Source organism: Streptomyces tailanensis (assembly GCF_008386495.1).
Classification (GTDB): Bacteria; Actinomycetota; Actinomycetes; order Streptomycetales; family Streptomycetaceae; genus Streptomyces; species Streptomyces tailanensis.
In genome coordinates, this window is the sequence record NZ_VTHJ01000043.1 from 84218 (window position 1) to 84836 (window position 619).

Consider the following 619-nt stretch of genomic DNA (forward strand, 5'->3'; position numbering starts at 1 on the left):
GGGCGATCCGGTTCACCGCGAACGCCCGCTGGAAGATCACCGGCCGGGGGCGGCTGTCACTGCCGAAGATCGGGGAGATCAAGGTCAAGTGGTCGCGGGAGTTGCCCGTGACGCCGTCGAGCGTGACGGTGATCAAGGACGCGGCCGGAAGGTATTTCGCCAGCTTCGTCATCGCCACCGACCCCGAAACCGACCAGACCCGCTGGGACGAGCCGGAGCCCGATGCCGCGATCGGCATCGACCTGGGCCTGACCCACTTCGCCGTCCTCTCCGACGGCACGAAGATCGACAGTCCGCGGTTCTTGCGCCGGGCGGAGAAGAAGCTGAAGAAGGCGCAGCGGGAGCTGTCGCGCAAGCAGAAGGGATCAAAGAACCGGGCCAAGTCCCGCCTGAAGGTAGCCCGTGCCCATGCCAAGGTGGCCGATGCGCGCAAGGAGTTCCACCACCAACTCTCCACGAAGCTGATCCGCGAGAACCAAGCGGTCGCGGTGGAGGACCTGGCGGTGTGCGGACTCGCGCGCGGCAGGCTGGCCAGGAGTGTGCACGATGCAGGCTGGTCCCAGTTCGTGGCCCTGCTCGACTACAAGGCACAACGGTACGGGCGCACCTTCGTGAAGGT

The 619-nt window shown here is 66.4% G+C and carries 1 protein-coding gene; it reads left to right on the top strand.

Annotated elements, in window-relative coordinates; translation table 11 throughout:
- Positions 1 to 619 (top strand): RNA-guided endonuclease InsQ/TnpB family protein (locus F3T56_RS29895; RefSeq protein ID WP_246204020.1); only part of this gene is annotated, 619 nt, incomplete at both ends.